We start from the raw sequence: 15967 nt of genomic DNA on the forward strand, positions 1-15967 counted from the left end.
GGGAGGCGTACCGATCCGCGTCCCAGAGGCTGGCAACCCGCGGTGAACCTGCTACACGCCGATGCCAGTATCATGGCGTCCGAAGCACCCCGCACCACCCGTTTCTCCGTGTTCCGCGACAATGGCGGCCTGCGCGGCCTTGCGCGTCGGTCATGGCGCCGGTGGTGGGTGAAGGGGCTGGCCATCCTCGCCGTGCTGGCGGTGATCGGTTATGGCGTGTTGTGGGTGACGATCCTGCGCGGCCTGCCCTCGGTCGATCAGCTGCGCACCTACGAACCACCGCTGCCGACCAACGTGCGCGGCATCGACGGCACGCCGATCCAGTCCTACGCCCGCGAGCGGCGCGTCGAGCTGAGCTATGCCGAATATCCGCCGCTGCTGGTGCGGGCGTTCCTGGCGGCGGAGGACAAGACGTTCTTCGAACACCACGGCGTCGATTATCCCGGTCTGGCCGGTGCGGTGATCGATTACGTGCAGAAGTACGGCAGCGGCCGCCGCGCCAAGGGCGGATCGACGATCACCCAGCAGGTCGTCAAGAACCTGCTGATAAACAACGAATATTCGCCGACGCGCAAGCTGAAGGAAGCGATCCTCGCCTATAAGATCGAGGATACGCTGACTAAGCCGCAGATCCTGGAATTGTACCTCAACCAGATCGCGCTCGGGCGCAACGCGTTCGGCGTCGAGGCGGCGAGCCACGCCTATTTCGACAAGGAGCTGGACGAGCTAGACCTGGCGCAGCTCGCCTATCTGGCGATCCTGCCCAAGGGGCCGTCGAACTATGATCCGGTGCGCCATCCCGAACGCGCGATGGAGCGGCGCAACTATGTGCTGGGCGAGATGCTGCGCAACGGCTTCATCACGCCGGCGCAGCACGATGCCGCGGTCGGCGAGCCGCTCGGCACGATCCTGCGGCGGACGCCGAAGTTCGAGCGGGTCGGCGGCTATTTCGTCGAGGAGGTGCGGCGGCAGCTGATCGACAAGTTCGGCGAGACGGCGCGCGATGGACCCTATGGCGTCTATCAGGGCGGGTTGTGGGTGCGCACCTCGCTCGACACGCGGTTGCAGGACCTGGCGGCGCAGGCGCTGCGCGACGGCCTGCTGCGCTACGATCGCGGCCGGGGCTGGTCGGGGCCGCTGGCGCACAGGGATATCGATGGCGATGCCTGGTTGCAGACGCTGCTCAACACCAACCTGGGGCTCGATTACGAGAACTGGCGGGCGGCGATCGTGATCGGCCGGGACGGCGATGCCTGGAGCCTGGGCTTCGCCGACGGCAAGACCGGGCGGCTGCCGCGCTGGGCGGCGCAGATGCCGGTGCGCGGCAAGGGCGGCACCAGCTTTGCAGCGATCAAGCCGGGCGACGTGATCGCGGTGGCGCCCGAGGGCGACGATTATGCGCTACGGTCGGTGCCGAAGATTTCGGGCGGCTTCGTCGTCGAGGAGCCCGCGACGGGCCGCGTGCTGGCGATGCAGGGCGGGTTCGACAGCCGTCTGGCGGCGTTCAACCGCGCCACGCAGGCGCTGCGCCAGCCGGGATCGACGATCAAGCCGATCGTCTATTCGGCGGCGCTGGAAAACGGGATGACGCCGGCATCGATCATCGTCGACGGGCCGTTCTGCGTCTATCAGGGCGCGCGGCTGGGGCAGAAGTGCTTCCGCAACTTCGGCAACATGCGCGCGGCAGGGCCGCACACGATGCGCTGGGGCATCGAACAGTCGCGCAACCTGATGACGGTGCGTGCCGCGGCGACGACGGGCATGCCCAAGGTGGTCGACACGATGAAGCGGATGGGGGTGGGCGACTATCAGCCCTATCTCGCCAATGCGCTCGGCGCCGGCGTCACCACCGTCGCGCGGATGGTCAACGCCTATGCGACGCTCGCCAACAACGGGCGCGCCCACAATCCGACGCTGATCGATTTCGTGCAGGACCGGCACGGCAAGGTGATTTTGCCCGAGAATTGGCGCGCCTGCGACGGGTGCAACGGCAAGGATTGGAACGGCAAGGCGATGCCGCGGCCGGGCGATCGCACCCGGCAGGTGATCGATGCGATGACCGCCTATCAGATGGTGCACATCACCGAAGGCGTGATCCAGCGCGGCACCGCGGTGGTGCTGCGCGATCTCGACCGGCCGATGTTCGGCAAGACGGGCACGACGACGGGGCCGACCGACGTCTGGTTCGTCGGCGGCACGCCGCAATTTGTCGGCGGGCTGTACGTCGGTTACGACACGCCGACGAACCTGGGCGGCTATGCCCAGGGCGGCACGTTCGCGGCGCCGATCTTCAAGGAATTCGCGGTCAAGGCGTATGAGGGGCTGGAAAAGCTGCCGTTCCGCGCGCCCGCCGGCATCCGCATGGTGCGCATCGACCGGGCGAGCGGGCGGCCGGTGTACGGCACCTTCCCGACCGATGCTGATCCCAAGGCGGGCGTGATCTGGGAGGCGTTCAAGCCGTCGAGCGAACCGCGGCGTGCGATCCGGCGCGGGCCGGCGCCGGTGGCGGCGGCGACCGCCGCGGCCAAGCGCGCCGATACGCCGCGCGACAGCGATTTCTTGCAAAGGGAAGGCGGAATCTACTAGCGCCGCTTCCTATATGGGCGCTTCCCCGCCCCGACGACCTATTCCGGAGAGTGTTCATGCGCGCCGAAGCGCAATCCCACGTCGACAGCATCAAGGACGCACTGGCGTTGCTGCGCCGGTTCCTCGACTGGGATCGCGCACTCCGCCGTCTCGACGAGCTGAACGCGCGCGTCGAGGACCAGGCCCTGTGGAACGACCCCAAGGCCGCGCAGGAGGTGATGCGCGAGCGGCGCCGGCTGGACGAGGCGGTCACCGCGACGCGGGCGATCCAGTCCGAGATGGACGACACCGTCGAGCTGATCGAGATGGCCGAGGCCGAGGGCGACACCGCGATGGAGCTGGAGGGCGTCGAGGCGCTCGCCGCGCTGGCGAAGCGCGCCGACCACGACAAGATCCAGGCGCTGCTGGCCGGTGAGGCGGACGCCAACGACACCTATGTCGAGATCAATTCGGGTGCGGGCGGCACGGAGAGCCAGGACTGGGCGGGCATGCTGCTGCGCATGTACACGCGCTGGGCCGAGCGCCGCGGCATGAAGGTCGAGGTGATCGACTATCATGCCGGCGAACAGGCGGGGATCAAGTCGGCGACGCTGCTGGTCAAGGGCGAGAATGCCTATGGCTATGCCAAGACCGAAAGCGGCGTGCATCGCCTCGTCCGGATCAGCCCGTACGACAGCGCGGCACGGCGGCACACGAGCTTTTCGAGCGTGTGGGTTTATCCGGTCATCGATGACGACATCCAGGTCGAATACAACGAGAGCGACCTGCGCATCGACACCTATCGCGCATCCGGCGCCGGCGGACAGCACATCAACACCACCGATTCGGCGGTGCGCATCACGCACATCCCGACGGGCATCGTCGTGCAGTGCCAGAACCAGCGGTCGCAGCACAAGAATAAGGCGGAGGCGTACAATCAGCTGCGCGCGCGCCTGTACGAACGCGAGTTGCAGATCCGCGAACAGGCGGCGAATGCCGAGAACGCCAGCAAGACCGACATCGGCTGGGGCCACCAGATCCGCAGTTATGTGCTGCAGCCGTACCAGCTGGTGAAGGACCTGCGCACCGGCACCACGTCGACCGCGCCCGGCGACGTGCTGGACGGCGACCTCGACCCGTTCATGGCGGCGGCGCTGTCGCAGCGCGTGACCGGGGAAAAGGTCGAGGTGGAGGACGTGGATTGATCCGCGCGCGGACCCTGATCGTGGCGGCGGCGACGGGCGCATCGTGCCTGCTGCTGGTGGCGTGCGACGGGTCCAAGCCGCTGATCAAGCGCGAGGAGAAGCCCGTTCTGTTCCCCGCCGCCGACCGGCCGGTGGCGCACATCGTGTCGTCGCGGTGGTCGAACGAGGAGGCGCGCGACCGGCTGAACGAGGCGGGCGAGGTGATGGACAAGGCCGGGATCGCGCCCGGCATGACCGTCGCCGACATCGGCGCGGGCGAGGGCTATTACACGATCCGGCTGGCGAGCCGCGTCGGCGAGCATGGCCGGGTGCTGGCCGAGGACATCGTCGCGGGCGTCCGCGATGCGCTGGCCGAACGCGTCGCGCGCGAGGATCTGGAGAACGTGTCGGTCCGGCTGGGCGCGCCGGCCGATCCCAAGCTGCCGGCGGCGAGCTTCGACCGGGTGCTGATGGTCCACATGTACCATGAAATCGCGCAGCCGTACGAATTCCTGTGGCGGCTGCGGCCGTCGCTGAAGCGCGACGGGCTGGTCGTGGTGGTAGACGCCAACCGCCAGACGAAGAACCACGGCACGCCGCCCGCGCTGCTGACCTGCGAGTTCGCGGCGGTGGGGTATCGCCAGGTGTCGACGGCAGAGATGCCGTCGGCCGGCGGCTATGTCGCGACGTTCCGCGCGGTGGGCCCGCGGCCGGAGCCGGCCGCGATCAAGCCGTGCGTGATGCGCGACTAGCGCCGGCGCGAGGCTGCCGGCGTGGGCGGCGCCGGCCAAGTGCGGCCCATCGGGAGTCTGTCGACGCGGGGCCTGGACGTCCCGTGGATGATGGGGTTTGGCGTCAAATCGTAACGGGGACACGATCCGATTCGATCGATGGCGTGCCGGACGCGCGAGGGAAGAGACCCCCCGTGACGGAGCCGTTCCCATCGCCCGCCATCCGTTACATCAAGCCGGCGTCGCGCAGGCTGGTGACGGCATCGCCAGCGACGATCAGGTGATCGGCCACGACGATGTCCAGCGCGGCGGCCATGCGGATCAGCGCGCGAGTGAAGGCGATGTCGGGCGCGCTCGCCTCGCTGTTGCCGTGCGGATGGCTGTGCGCGAAGACCAGTGCGGCGGCATCGAGGCGCAATGCCGCCGCGAAGATCGTGCGGAACGGCGGAGTGACCCGGTCGAGCGTACCGGTGAAGTCGGCGCGGCCCAACAACCTCCATTCCGGATCGAGATAGAGGACGGCAGCGCGCTCGACGGGTGAACCGCGCAACCCGGCAAGCAGTGCGGCGGCCTGACCGGCGTCGGTAACGAACAGGGACGGGGCAGGATCGCTCATCCGCCCTGTCTTGTCGGCATGCCGCGGACGCGCACGTGCGGGCGCATCCGTTTCGGAGCGAGCCCGGCGACACTAGGCGACTCGTGCGGCACACGGTAGGTCGGCGGCATGCGCCAATATCTCGACCTCATGGACCGCGTGCTGACCAGCGGCACCCAGCAGATGGACCGGACCGGCACCGGCACGCTGTCCGTGTTCGGGGCGCAGATGCGGTTCGATCTGGCCCACGGCTTTCCGGTGCTGACCACTAAGAAGCTGCACCTGCGATCGATCATCATCGAATTGCTGTGGTTCCTGCGCGGCGACACCAACGTGCGCTGGTTGCAGGACCGCAAGGTGAGCATCTGGGACGAATGGGCGAACGAGCAGGGCGACCTGGGACCGGTCTATGGCAAGCAATGGCGCGACTGGCAGACCGCGGACGGGCGTCATATCGATCAGATTCGCGAGCTGATCGAGCAGATCAGGACGCAGCCCGCCTCGCGCCGGCAGATCGTGTCGGCGTGGAACCCCGGCGATCTGCACGCGATGGCGCTGGCGCCATGCCACTGCCTGTTCCAGACGCATGTCGCCAACGGGCGGCTGTCGCTGCAATTGTACCAGCGGTCGGCGGACATTTTTCTGGGTGTGCCGTTCAACATCGCGAGCTATGCGCTGCTGACCCACATGCTGGCGCAGCAATGCGGGCTGGAGGTCGGCGAGTTCGTCTGGACCGGCGGCGATTGCCATCTGTATTCCAACCACCTCGACCAGGCGCGGCTGCAATTGACGCGCGATCCGGGGCCGTTGCCACGGCTGGAGATCGTGAGGACGCCGCCCGCGATCGATGCCTACGAATATGAGGATTTCGTGCTGCACGATTATGTCGCGCAGCCGCATATCAAGGCGCCGGTGGCGGTGTGATCAGCTTTCACCTGGCGCGGGCCGACAATGGCGTGATCGGGCGGGACGGCGGATTGCCGTGGCGGCTGCCGGCCGACCTGAAGCGGTTCAAGGCGCAGACGATCGGCCGGCCGATGGTGATGGGGCGCAAGACGTTCGAAAGCTTTCCGGCACCGCTGCCGGGGCGGCGCCACATCGTGCTGACCCGCGATCGCGACTGGAACGCGGCGGGTGCGGACGTGGTGCATTCGGTGGATGAAGCGCTGGCGAGCGCCGGCGGGGACGTCGCGGTGATCGGCGGCGCGGAGGTGTTCGCGCTGTTCCGCGACCGGGCGGACCGGGTGGAGCTGACCGAGGTCCATTGCGATGCGATCGGCGACGTCCGCATGCCGGGGTTCGACGACTGGCACGAGGTGGCGCGCGAGGATCACGCGGCCGAGGGCGAGCGGCCGGCGTATAGTTTCGTGACGCTGGTGCGCGAGGGAAGCGTCCGTCGTTTCGAAGTCGAGCCGTCGGGCTGACTTTACTCGGAGCCGGTTCTTGTCGGACCTTGGTGCATGCCCTGCGACGCGGACGTGGGAGAGACACCCGCCCGGCTGCGTTTCGATCGATTGCAGGCCCGGCCCGACCGCGGCGGGATGGGTATCGTCTTCTGCCGTATTCCCGCATAATCCATCCGCCGGGAGCGTCCGACTCCGCGGCTGGGGGAGGGGCGGATGCGGAAATGGCTGGTCGCGGGCGGGGTGATCGTCGTCCTGGCGCTGCTCGGCTTCTTCGGCCTTGCGCCCATGCTGGTGGAGCGATCGATGAACCGGGTCGAGCCGGTGCCGATCCGGGTGACGCCGGAGGCGCGCGCGCTGCACCGCCGTCTGTTCATCGCCGACATGCATGCCGATACGCTGTTGTGGAACCGCGACCTGCTCGATCGCAGCGGACGCGGGCAGGTCGACCTGCCGCGGCTGGAGGACGGCCATGTCGCGCTCCAGATCTTTTCGTCGGTCACCAAGACGCCGAAGCACCAGAATTACGATGCCAACGGCGCGGACACCGACAACATCACGCTGCTGACGGTGGCGCAGATGCAGCCGCCGCGGACGTGGACGTCGCTGCTGGAGCGATCCTTGTGGCATGCCGAAAAGCTGCGCCGCTCCGCCGCCGCGTCCGAGGGGCGGCTGCGGCTCATCCGCGGGCCGGCCGATCTCGACGCGCTGTTGCGCGCCCGGGCGGAATGGACGCGGTGCTTCGATGATGCGTGCCTGACCGGGCCGCCGGTCGGCGCGATGCTGTCCGTCGAGGGATTGCAGGATCTGGAGGGGGCGATCGGCAACCTCGACCGGCTCTATGCCGCGGGATTCCGCATGGCGGGGATGGCGCATTTCTTCGACAACGACGTGTCGGGATCGATGCACGGGATCGCCAAGGGCGGGCTGACGCCGCTGGGGCGACAGGTGATCGCGCGGATGGAGGCGAAGGGCATGATCGTCGACGTCGCACATGCCAGCCACGCCGCCGTCGCCGACATCCTGCGCATCGCGCGGCGGCCGGTCGTGTCGAGCCATGGCGGGGTGCAGGCGACGTGCAAGGTCAACCGCAACCTGACTGACGACGAGATTCGCGGCATCGCGCGCACCGGCGGCGTGATCGGCATCGGTTATTGGGAGGCGGCGGTCTGTTCGACCCGTCCGGCGGCGGTGGCACGCGCGATCGCGCACGTCCGCGATCTGGTGGGGGTGGAGCATGTCGGTCTGGGATCGGACTTCGACGGCGCGGTGACGACGGGGTTCGACGCCAGCCAGTTGGCCGGCGTTACCCAGGCGCTGATCGACAGCGGCTTCACCGCGGACGAGATCGGCAAGGTGATGGGCGGCAACGTGCTGCGGCTGTTGCACGCCGGACTCGCGCCCGCTGTTGCCCCGCGGGCGACCCAGCCCTAAGGCGCCGCGGATGGAGCGGCTGGACGGCGGCTCGGCGGTGCCGCCGCATCTGGCCGGCGGGATCGTCGCGCTCGGCAATTTCGATGGTTTTCACCTCGGTCACCAGGCGGTGGTCGGGCGCGCGGTGGCGCGGGCGCGGGCCGAGGGGCGGCCGGCGCTGGTCGCGACCTTCGATCCTCATCCGGTCCGGCATTTCCGGCCCGGCACGCCGCCGTTCCGGCTGACGACGCTCGACCAGCGGCAGCGGCTGCTCGCCGCGGCGGGGGTGGATGCGATGGCGGTGTTTAAGTTCGATGGCGCCTTCGCACGGCTGTCGGCCGAACGGTTCATCGCCGAGCGGCTGCACGCCGACCTGCAGGTCGCCGGCGTGGTGACCGGCGAGGATTTCACGTTCGGCACCGCCAAGCGCGGCGACGTGGCGATGCTGGCGGCGCGGGGCGCGGCGCACGGCTTTATCGCCGAGACGGTCGGTGCGGTGACGCTGGATGGCGAGCCGGTGTCGTCGACGCGCATCCGGACCGCGCTGCGCGAGGGGGATCCGCGGACGGCGGCGCGGCTGCTGACCCGGCCGTTCGCGATCGAAGGGGTGGTGCAGCACGGCGACAAGCTGGGGCGCACGATCGGCTACCCGACCGCGAACGTCGACATGGGCAAGTATCTGCGTCCCGCTTATGGCATCTATGCGGTGACCGGGCGGCTGGCCGACGGGCGCCTGCTGAAGGGCGCGGCGAACCTGGGCATCCGGCCGACCTTCGATCCGCCCAAGGAACTGCTGGAGCCGTATTTCTTCGATTTCGCCGGCGACCTGTACGGGCAGCCGATCGAGGTGGCGCTGATCGACTATCTGCGCCCCGAGGCGAAGTTCGACAATCTGGATGCGCTGACCGCGCAGATGGAGCGCGACTGCGCACGGGCGCGTCATCTGCTGGCCTGACGCGGCGTGACGAAACGGCCGGTCGCACGTTGACCCCCGCATGATCCCGATCCTTTCGCTTTCGCCGTTGCCCGAAACGCTCGCACCCGCCCTGCGCGAACGCTATGCGGTGCATGTCGGGGCGGGCGGCGCGCCGCTGCCGGCCGTGCGCGCGCTGGTGGGTGGCGGGTCGATGACCGTCGATCCGGCATTGCTCGACCGGCTGCCGCGGCTCGAGATCGTCGCGGTGCACGGCGTCGGGCATGACGGCATCGACAAGGCGGCGCTGGCGGCGCGCGGCATCGTGCTGGCGATCACCAGCGACGTGCTGACCGAGGATGTCGCCGATCTGGCGATCGGATTGTGGCTGGCGGTGGAGCGGCGGATCGCGGCGAACGACCGGAGCGTGCGCGCGGGTGGATGGTCGGTGCCGCTCGCGCGGCGGGCGTCGGGACGGCGGATCGGCGTCTATGGGCTGGGCGCGATCGGGCGGGCGATCGCCGCGCGCGCGGCGCCGTTCGCGGGCGAGGTGCTGTATGGCGGGCGGTCCGCCAAGCCCGATGTGGCGTGGCGGTTCGTCCCCGACCTGACCGCGCTGGCGGCGGCGAGCGACGTCCTGTTCCTGGCGGCGGCGGCCGATGCGGGCAATGCCGGCGTAGTGGATGCGGCGGTGCTGACCGCTTTGGGGACGGGCGGCGTGCTGATCAATGTGGCGCGCGGATTGCTGGTCGATCAGCCGGCGCTGGTTGCGGCGCTGGCGAGCGGGACGATCGCCGGGGCGGGGCTGGACGTGTTCGCCGACGAACCGAGCGTCCCGGCGGCATTGCATCGCGATACGGTGGTGCTGTCGCCGCACCAGGGATCGGCGACAACCGAGGCGCGGGCGGCGATGGCGGCGATGGCGGTCGCCAACCTCGATGCGCATTTCGCGGGCATGCCGCCGCCCGGGCTGCTGCGCTGATACGCGGTGCAACCTTCGGCCGCGTGGCCGGGTTGTGACGGCGATCATCCCTTCCGTGACAGGACCCAAAGCCATGCTCCGTTCGATCCTCATCGGCCTGATCGCCGGCCAGCGCGCGATGACCCCGCTCTCGATCGTCGCGGGCGAAGCGGCGAAGGGGCATGTCGGTGCCGATATGCCGGGCGCGGCGCTGATCGCGCATCCGCTGGGCCGGGCGGGGGCGGTGACGCTCGCTGCCGCCGAAATGGCGGGCGACAAGATGAAGACGGCGCCGGACCGGACGGTCCTTGCTGGGCTGAGCGCGCGGGCGTTGACGTCGGGCTTCGCCGGTGCGGCGCTGGCCAGGCCGGGGCAGCGCAGGGTCGGGGCGGCGCTGGCGGTAACTGCGGCGATCGCCAGTTCCTACCTCGGCCTGGCGCTGCGCAAGCGCGCGATGCAGCGGTTCGGCCAGACAGCGACGGGTTTCGTCGAGGATGCGGCGCTGCTCGCCGGCGGGCTGGCGGTGGCGAACATGCGGCGCTGACGACGCCGGGCGGGCGTGTTTCGCATGGCGGCGCTTTGTTCTAAGGCGCGGGCATGCAAGCTGTCATCCTCAGCGCGGGCATCGGCTCGCGGTTGTTGCCGCTGACCCGCGAGATACCGAAATGCCTGGTCGAGGTGGGCGGACGCAGCATCCTTGACCACCAGATCGATGCCCTGCATGCGGCGGGGATCGAGCGCGCTGTAATCGTCGGCGGCTATCGCTACCGCCAGATCGGCGCGCATCTGGCGCGCGCACGGCCGCCGTTGCCGGTGCGGCTGGTGTTCAACCCGTTCTGGTCGGTGGCGAGCAGCATCGGCAGCGTGTGGATGGCGCGCGACCTGCTCCACGATCCGTTCTGCCTGATGAACGGCGACACCGTGTTCGACACGGATCTGGTCGCGGCGGCGGTGCAGGCGCCGGGCGAGGGCGTCGGCCTGCTGGTCGAGCCGCTGCGCGATGCGGCGCTGGACGACATGCTGGTGACCGTTGCCAACGGGCAGGTGTGTGCGGTGGCGAAGGACCTGGCGCCCGACGTGGCGACGCACCGGTCGCTGGGGGTGATCGTCTCGAACGGCGGCGATGCCTATGCCGGTGCGCTGGAGAGCGTCATCGCGCGGCCGGGCGGGCTCAACGCGTTCCACCATGCGATCATCGCCGACCTCGCCGGATATGCACCGGTCCGCGCGATCGTCGCGGGTGCGGGGGCGTGGCAGGAGATCGACCAGCCCGAGGATATCGCGGCCTGGACCGGACAGCACGGGTGATGGCGAGCGACGTCGCGTTCCTGTTCCTGGGCGAGACGCTGCTGATCCCGCACCTGTTTCCGGTGCTGGAGGCGCTGGCCGCGGCCGAGCCGACATGGCGTATCGATGCCTGGGTGGCGACGTCGATGCACGAGGCGCTGATCGGCGGCTGGCTGGGCGCCGACACGCGCGTGCGGATCCGGCGGGCGCCGGGGTTTCGCGATCTGGGCGCATGGGATGCCGGGCGCAATCCGCCCTTGCCGGCGAAACTGCCGGTGCTCGCCCGGTTGGCGCCGCGGCTGTTGCGGACCCGGGTGGTCGTGACCGCGGAACAGACCAGCCTGTGGATACCCGCGATGCTGCCGACCCGTGCGCGGTTCGTGAACATCCTGCACGGCGCGGGATCGATGATGAACCGCGACGACCGGCGGCGCAAGGCGGCGGCGCTGACCATCGTCGCGTCGATACGCGAGCGACAGGCGCTCGCGGCGCATGGCGTCGACCCGGCCAGCGTCGCGGTCACCGGTTATATCAAGGCGGGATTCCGCCAGCGCACGCATGTCGCGCTGGATTTCGCCGAACCGCGTGCCACGGTACTGTATGCCCCCCATTGGCAGCGGCATCGCTCGTCCTGGTGGGAGTGGGGCGAGGCGGCGGTACGCACGGTGCTCGCCACCAACCGCTACAATCTCATTTTTGCACCGCATCAGCGGCTGGTCGAAAAGGCGCCGGAGGTGCGTGGCTTTGCGGCATCGCTGGCGGGACGCGGCGACGTGCATGTCGACCTCGACAGCTTTGCGATGGTCGATGGCAGCTATACCGCTGCGGCCGACCTGTATCTGGGCGATACGTCGAGCCAGGTCGTCGAATTCCTGATGCGGCCGCGGCCCTGCGTGTTCCTGGACCCGCGCGGCGTCGTGTGGCGGGGCGATCCCAGCTACGACATGTGGACCGCGGGCGAGGTGGTGAGCGACCTTGCCGCGCTGCCGGATGCGCTGGAAGGAGCAGCGGCGCGGCATCCGGCGTTCGTCGCCGCACAGCGGACGTTCGCCGCCGATTCCCTCGGCAACACCGACGGAACCGCGCCCCGGCGTGCGGCAGAGGCAATTTCACGCGTGTCGACAGACGGTTGACGGCTGCCGACTATCCCGAACGCGTGGTGGACGCTATCGGGCCGGACATGGCCGCATCCGCATCATCGCATCAGCCGATCGTCATTCCGGTCGGCGCCAATCCGACGCCGATCTGGGGCATGACCGCCGCCGAGCGGCTGCGCCGGATGGCGGCGGCACGCGGGTTGCCGCTGGCGGGCGATGCGGATGCGGCGGGTGCGCTGCTCGCCAACCTGCGATTCGCATTCGATCCGGCGTGGTTGCCGTACCTGATCGCCCGGCCGGGCACGGTCCTGACGCGCGAGGGGGTGCCGGTGCTGGCGCATGTCACGACGCCGGCGGATCGCGCCCGCGTCATGGCGGCGATGGAGGCGGACGGGCCGCTCGATCCCGGGACGCTGGCTGTGATCGCGGCGGAGGCGGACGAGGGCATCTTCAACGAGGCGCTGCGCAAGCGCGAGAAGCCGTTCGCCGAGCGGCTGGTGCCTGCCGCCGTTCCGGCCATCGAACGGGCGAGTTACACCGGTGCCTACAAGGGCGTCACCGACCTATTGACCAAGTATCTGTGGCCGGAATGGGCATTGTGGATCACGCGGCTGTGCGCGCGGGCCGGCATTTCGCCCAACCAGGTGACCGCGGTCGGATCGGTATTGTGCATCATCGCCACCATCGCCTTCTGGTATGGCTGGTTCTGGAGCGGGCTCGCGATCGGCCTCGTCTTCATGGTGCTGGATACCGTGGATGGAAAGCTGGCGCGCTGTACGATCACGTCGTCGGCATTGGGCAACGCCTGGGATCATGGCGTCGACCTGATCCACCCGCCCTTCTGGTGGTGGGCCTGGGCGGCGGGCTGTACCCCCTACGGCCATCCGCTGAGCCATGACGGCTTCGTCGCGGTGATCGCAGCGATGCTGTTCGGCTATGTCGCGCAGCGGCTGATCGAGGGCGCGTTCATCGCGCGGTTCGGCATGCACATCCACGTCTGGGAACGGTTCGACAGCCGATTCAGGCTGGTGACCGCGCGGCGCAACCCCAACATGGTGATCCTTTTCGCGGGCCTGGTGGTGACGCGGCCCGATTGGGGGATCGTCGCGGTCGCCGTCTGGACGATGGCGTCGCTGGTGGTACATCTGGTCCGGTTGTTCCAGGCGATGGTTGTCGCCAGACAGGGCAGAAGGATCGTCAGCTGGCTGGCATGACGCGATGACCAGTGCGATGTTCCGGGGCGGGCCGCAGGGCGGACCGATGCGCGCGATCGCGCGCAACCTCGGCTGGATGCTGGCGAGCCGGGGCGTGCTCGCGGTCCTCAGCCTCGTCTATCTCGCGATCGTCACGCGGACGCTGGGCGTGGCCGGCTTCGGCCGGTTCGCGCTCATCACCGGTGCCAGCCAGGCGCTGGCGACCGTGGTCGGTTTCCAGACGTGGCAGATCATCGTCCGCTATGGTCACCAGCATCTGAAACCCGGCGACGAGACGCGGCTGGCACGCCTGTTCAAGGCGTGCGGCCTGCTGGACATCGGCAGCGCGGCGATCGGCGTGGTCCTGGCGGCGGTCATCATCCACACCTGGGGCGAGGCGCTGGGCGTACGGCCGGTCCATGCGCGCGCGACGATGATCTTCACCGTCGCGCAATTGCTGTCGATCCGCTCGACGCCGCTCGGTATCCTGCGGTTGCGCGACCGGTTCTCGATCGCGGCGGCGGCGGACAGCGTGACGCCGGCGACCCGGCTGGTCGGCGCGGTGCTGGCGGCGCTGTTCCTGCCCAGCGTCACCGGATTCCTGATCGCCTGGGGCCTGGCGGAGGTGCTGACCGCCGCGGCCTATTGGGCGGCGCTAGCGCGCAGCGGCGACCTCAAGCTGCTGTTCGCACCCGGTATCGGCGTGCGCGACGTGGTGACCGATCACCCCGGTATCGTCCGCTTTTCCCTCGCGACCAACGCCAGTTCCTCGCTCGGCCTTTCGAGCAAGCAGATCCCGCTGCTGCTGGTCGGCGGCACCGTCGGTACCGCATCGGCAGGCGCGTTCCGGCTGGCGTTGCAGCTGGCGCAGGCGCTGACCAAGGTGTCGCAACTGCTCGCCCGCGCGGCGTTTCCGGAAATCGTCCGGGCCGTCGCCGCCGGTGGGCTGGCGCGGGTGCGGCAGATGATTCTGCGCTCGTTCCTGATGGCGACGGTGGTTGCCGCCTTTGCGTTCCTGATCGTCGTGGTGTTCGGCCACCCCGTGCTGACGCTGATGGGCGGCAAGGAATTCGGCCGCGCCTATCCGATCCTGCTGTGGCTGGCGGCGGCGGGGTGCATCGATCTGGTCACCGTCGGATTCGAACCGCTGCTGCTGGCGGCTAACCGGATCGGCGCGACCTTCGTTGCCCGGCTGGTCGGGATCGCGGCGCTGTTCATGGTCAGTTTCTGGCTCAGCCCGTCGTTGGAGGTGATCGGCGTGTCGATCGCCGTGCTGGTCAACGCGGTGATCGTCGCGCTGCTGCTGGGGCTCGCCATCCAGTCGCTGCTCCAGTCCGAACAGCCCGAAATCCGGTCAAGTGACCAATAGAGCGGGATAATTCCGCCGAATCATACCAATCGGCATCAATTTTCTTGTTGGGGCCGCAATCCTGCCCATATTTGCTCCTGTGACAGTTCGATGAAGAACGCGTGACGGAGGGCGTAACTTGGCCACGGTAATCAACAGGCGACCCTCCGCCGGCGAGGCATGGGTGAGTGCGGCCGGACGGGCGATGTTCCGGCGCCCCGATACCGCGCTCGACGTGGTCGGCGAGGCGCGGATCGCGCGCGGCCCGGCGGCGATCGGCCCGGCGCCCGCACCGCTGCTGGTCGGGGTCATCGCCAATATCCGCAGCCATCGCAATATGAAGCACGGCATGCGGCTCGATCACTGGCCGGACGTGCTGTACACCGCGCCGGAAACGTTCGAGGCGCTGGAAGAGGCGCTGCGCGACTATGCGGCGCGTGGCATCGGCCTGCTGGTGGTGAACGGCGGCGACGGGACGTTGCGCGACGTGATGACCGCGGCGGCGCGGGTGTTCGACGTGATGCCGCCGATGGCGATCATCCCGTCTGGCAAGACCAACGCGCTGGCACTGGACCTCGGCATTCCCGAAGGCTGGACGGTGCGCGATGCGATCGCCGCGGCGCAGGCCGGGCGATTCGTCGAGCGTGCGCCGGTGCAGGTGTGGCGCGGGGATGCCGCCCGGCCGGACGCATGCGGGTTCCTGCTGGGCATGGGGGGATTCGTGCGGGCGACCGAGTTGGCGCAGAGCACGCACCGCGCCGGCGCCTTCAACGGCGTGGCGGTGGCATTGTCACTCGGCTGGAGCATCGCGCAGACGCTGTTCGGCGGTGCCGGCAACGCCTGGCGCCGCGGGACCGCGGTGCGCGTGCAGGCGGACGACGAGGCGCCGGCGACGCGGCAATTGTACCTGCTGCTCGCGTCCACGCTGGAACGGATGCCGGTCGGGTTGAAGCCGTTCGGGCCGGCCCGCGCCGGGCTGAAGATGCTGACCGTGAATGCCCCGCCCCGGCACCTGTTCCGCATGCTGAAGCCAATCCTGTCGGGGACGACGGGCAGCCCCGCGGTGGCGGCAGGCTTTGCCAGGACCGACCCCCGGACGGTCCGTGTGCAGCTGGACGAGGCGTTCATCCTGGATGGCGAACATTATGCCGGGGGCGACCTGACGATCCGTGCGGGAGCGCCGATCCGGTTCGCCGCGGCTTGAGCCAAGCGGTGGCGACGACGCTGTTATCGTTCGTCGCGGACGAACTCGACGCGGCGGTGGCGCCGCCGATCGC

Annotated in this window: 15 protein-coding genes; 14 read left to right on the top strand and 1 reads right to left on the bottom strand. The window is 69.2% G+C overall.

From position 1 onward, the window contains the following. The first annotated feature begins 72 nt into the window (after positions 1 to 72). Genes GTH33_RS06655 through GTH33_RS06665 form a run of 3 tightly spaced genes read left to right on the top strand, consistent with a single transcriptional unit; the run spans position 73 to position 4501 of the window. On the top strand, positions 73 to 2586 hold the full coding sequence (locus tag GTH33_RS06655; RefSeq protein WP_163957748.1) for a penicillin-binding protein 1A: 2514 nt from the start codon (positions 73 to 75) through the stop codon (positions 2584 to 2586). A 56-nt stretch (positions 2587 to 2642) separates the two neighbouring features. Then, positions 2643 to 3770 carry a peptide chain release factor 2 gene (gene prfB, locus GTH33_RS06660; protein WP_163957749.1) on the top strand — a complete coding sequence of 376 codons (1128 nt, stop codon included), beginning with the start codon at positions 2643 to 2645 and terminating at the stop codon, positions 3768 to 3770. Then, the gene (locus tag GTH33_RS06665; protein WP_163957750.1) at positions 3767 to 4501 is read left to right on the top strand and encodes a class I SAM-dependent methyltransferase; all 735 of its coding nucleotides are present in this window, start codon (positions 3767 to 3769) and stop codon (positions 4499 to 4501) included. Before prfB ends, GTH33_RS06665 begins: the two co-directional genes overlap by 4 nt. A gap of 205 nt (positions 4502 to 4706) precedes the next feature. On the opposite strand, the gene GTH33_RS06670 is transcribed toward GTH33_RS06665, so the two are convergent. After that, complete coding sequence (locus GTH33_RS06670) at positions 4707 to 5096, bottom strand: JAB domain-containing protein (protein ID WP_163957751.1); 390 nt, start codon at positions 5094 to 5096, stop codon at positions 4707 to 4709. Positions 5097 to 5204: 108 nt separating this feature from the next. Here GTH33_RS06670 and GTH33_RS06675 point away from each other — a divergent pair, with 108 nt between their 5' ends. From GTH33_RS06675 to GTH33_RS06725, 11 genes are all read left to right on the top strand, one after another. Further along, entirely contained in the window at positions 5205 to 5999 is a 795-nt protein-coding gene (locus GTH33_RS06675) for a thymidylate synthase (RefSeq protein WP_163957752.1), read from the top strand. Further along, the gene (locus GTH33_RS06680; RefSeq protein ID WP_163957753.1) at positions 5996 to 6499 is read left to right on the top strand and encodes a dihydrofolate reductase; all 504 of its coding nucleotides are present in this window, start codon (positions 5996 to 5998) and stop codon (positions 6497 to 6499) included. The genes GTH33_RS06675 and GTH33_RS06680 overlap by 4 nt, the downstream gene beginning before the upstream one ends. Before the next feature lie 195 nt (positions 6500 to 6694). Continuing rightward, positions 6695 to 7912: a dipeptidase gene (locus GTH33_RS06685; protein ID WP_163957754.1), complete on the top strand. Its 1218-nt coding sequence runs from the start codon at positions 6695 to 6697 to the stop codon at positions 7910 to 7912. 10 nt (positions 7913 to 7922) lie between these two features. Then, positions 7923 to 8846 carry a bifunctional riboflavin kinase/FAD synthetase gene (locus tag GTH33_RS06690; protein WP_163957755.1) on the top strand — a complete coding sequence of 308 codons (924 nt, stop codon included), beginning with the start codon at positions 7923 to 7925 and terminating at the stop codon, positions 8844 to 8846. A 40-nt stretch (positions 8847 to 8886) separates the two neighbouring features. After that, positions 8887 to 9786, top strand: a complete 900-nt coding sequence (locus tag GTH33_RS06695; RefSeq protein ID WP_163957756.1) for an NAD(P)-dependent oxidoreductase — start codon at positions 8887 to 8889, stop codon at positions 9784 to 9786. A gap of 73 nt (positions 9787 to 9859) precedes the next feature. Continuing rightward, positions 9860 to 10309, top strand: coding sequence for a DUF4126 domain-containing protein (locus GTH33_RS06700; protein ID WP_163957757.1), 450 nt, complete (start codon positions 9860 to 9862; stop codon positions 10307 to 10309). 53 nt (positions 10310 to 10362) lie between these two features. Then, positions 10363 to 11073 carry a phosphocholine cytidylyltransferase family protein gene (locus GTH33_RS06705; RefSeq protein WP_163957758.1) on the top strand — a complete coding sequence of 237 codons (711 nt, stop codon included), beginning with the start codon at positions 10363 to 10365 and terminating at the stop codon, positions 11071 to 11073. Next, positions 11073 to 12185: a hypothetical protein gene (locus tag GTH33_RS06710; RefSeq protein WP_163957759.1), complete on the top strand. Its 1113-nt coding sequence runs from the start codon at positions 11073 to 11075 to the stop codon at positions 12183 to 12185. The genes GTH33_RS06705 and GTH33_RS06710 overlap by 1 nt, the downstream gene beginning before the upstream one ends. A gap of 47 nt (positions 12186 to 12232) precedes the next feature. After that, positions 12233 to 13363, top strand: a complete 1131-nt coding sequence (locus GTH33_RS06715; protein WP_163959678.1) for a CDP-alcohol phosphatidyltransferase family protein — start codon at positions 12233 to 12235, stop codon at positions 13361 to 13363. 4 nt (positions 13364 to 13367) lie between these two features. Next, a complete protein-coding gene (locus GTH33_RS06720; RefSeq protein WP_163957760.1) occupies positions 13368 to 14711 on the top strand; it encodes a lipopolysaccharide biosynthesis protein in 1344 nt (447 codons plus the stop codon). Between the two features lie 118 nt (positions 14712 to 14829). Then, positions 14830 to 15894 (top strand): diacylglycerol/lipid kinase family protein, encoded by a 1065-nt coding sequence (locus GTH33_RS06725; RefSeq protein ID WP_163957761.1) that lies wholly within the window; start codon positions 14830 to 14832, stop codon positions 15892 to 15894. Positions 15895 to 15967 lie beyond the last annotated feature (73 nt).

It is taken from the genome of Sphingomonas insulae (assembly GCF_010450875.1).
In the GTDB taxonomy this organism is placed as follows: domain Bacteria; phylum Pseudomonadota; class Alphaproteobacteria; order Sphingomonadales; family Sphingomonadaceae; genus Sphingomonas; species Sphingomonas insulae.